The 1,762-nt window shown below is 72.6% G+C and carries 1 protein-coding gene; it reads left to right on the top strand.

Annotation, left to right across the window (positions count from 1 at the left end; translation table 11 throughout):
• The first annotated feature begins 341 nt into the window (after nt 1–341).
• Nucleotides 342–1,697 (top strand): dipeptidase, encoded by a 1,356-nt coding sequence (locus HW445_RS29720; protein WP_180223916.1) that lies wholly within the window; start codon nt 342–344, stop codon nt 1,695–1,697.
• Nucleotides 1,698–1,762: the final 65 nt, after the last annotated feature.

The following is a 1,762-nucleotide window of genomic DNA, read 5'->3' as shown; positions in this document are numbered from 1 at the left end:
TGTCGTCCCGGCCGTTCTCCGCGTGCTCCCCGTGCTCGCCGTTCTCGTCGCTCACGATCGCCAACCGCTCCCGATCACCAGTCAAGATGTCTGCCGCACTGTCCATCGCATCCTACGGCGGCGATCGCCGCAGGTGGCTGTGGGAGTATCGACGGTGCGGAGCGCGGAACCACACGCCTCCGCCCGTCCTCCGTACAGGGCCCTCGGCACGGCATCCGCCGTACCGGAGCGCGTACCGGACGCTGTACCGGACCCACCGGGCGGTCCCGGCCCGCATCCGTGCGGACGGCCCGCCCGAACGGTCCGGCGTAAGACCCGAGATCCTACGAGGAGCCCCGTACATGTCGTCGAACCCGGTCGCCGCGACCGTCGCCTCGCTGATGCCGAGAGCGAAGGAGGAACTCGCCGAGCTGATCGCCTTCAAGTCGGTGGCCGACTTCGAGCAGTTCCCCCGCGGCGAGAGCGAGGGCGCCGCGAACTGGGTCGCCGACGCGCTGCGCGCGGAGGGCTTCCAGGACGTCGCCCTGCTCGACACCCCGGACGGCACCCAGTCCGTCTACGGCTGCCTGCCCGGCCCCGCGGGGTCCCGGACCGTCCTGCTGTACGCCCACTACGACGTCCAGCCGCCGCTGGACGAGGCGGCGTGGGTCTCCCCGCCGTTCGAGCTGACGGAGCGCGACGGCCGCTGGTACGGGCGGGGCGCGGCCGACTGCAAGGGCGGCGTCATCATGCATCTGCTGGCGTTGCGCGCCCTCGAGGCGAACGGCGGCGTGCCGGTCACCGTCAAGGTGATCGCCGAGGGTTCCGAGGAGCAGGGCACCGGCGGCCTGGAGCGGTACGCCGAGGAGCATCCCGAACTGCTGGCCGCCGACGCGATCGTGATCGGTGACTCGGGCAACTTCCGGGTGGGCCTGCCGACCGCCACGGCCACCCTGCGCGGGATGACGATGGTGCGGATCCAGATGGACACCCTTCAGGGCAACCTGCACTCCGGACAGTTCGGCGGCGCCGCCCCGGACGCGCTGGCGGCGCTGATCCGTGTCCTGGACTCGCTGCGCGGCGAGGACGGCTCGACGACGGTGGACGGCCTGAGCGGTGACACGGTCTGGGAGGGGCTGCAGTACGACGAGGAGCAGTTCCGTGCCGACGCGAGGGTGCTGGACGGTGTCGGGCTGATCGGTTCCGGATCGGTGGCCGACCGGATCTGGGCGCGGCCCGCGGTCACCGTGCTGGGCATCGACTGTCCGCCGGTGGTCGGCGCCACGCCGTCGGTGCAGGCGAGCGCGCGGGCACTGGTCAGCCTGCGGGTGCCGCCGGGCGTGGACGCGTCGGAGGCCTCCGCGCTGCTCCAGGCGCACGTGGAACGCCACACCCCGTGGGGGGCGCGGGTCGTCGTCGAGCAGGTCGGTCAGGGCCAGCCGTTCAACGCCGACACCGACAGCCCGGCCTACTCCGCGATGGCGCGGGCCATGGCGGAGGCCTACCCGGGCCAGGAGATGCAGCTCGCCGGCCAGGGCGGGTCCATCCCGCTGTGCAACACGCTCGGAACGCTGTACCCGAAGGCCGAGATGCTGCTGATCGGTCTCAGCGAGCCCGAGGCCCAGATCCACGCGCCGAACGAGAGTGTGTCCCCCGAGGAACTGGAGCGGCTCTCGGTCGCCGAGGCCCTCTTCCTCCAGATGTACGCGGCCGGCTGACGGGGCCTCGCCCGCACGGCGGAACAGCCCCTCGCCCCGTCCGGGCGAGGGGCTGCCACCCGCGC

The organism is Streptomyces sp. UH6 (genome assembly GCF_013421635.1).
In the GTDB taxonomy this organism is placed as follows: Bacteria; Actinomycetota; Actinomycetes; order Streptomycetales; family Streptomycetaceae; genus Streptomyces; species Streptomyces abyssomicinicus.
Note: the sequence above shows the minus strand (reverse complement) of the source record. Positions and strands in the feature narration are given on the sequence as shown.

What these genes read in the sequence shown, in the direction of transcription:
- HW445_RS29720 (WP_180223916.1), top strand. Translation starts at nt 342, where the DNA reads ATGTCGTCGAACCCGGTCGCCGCGACCGTCGCCTCGCTGATGCCGAGA.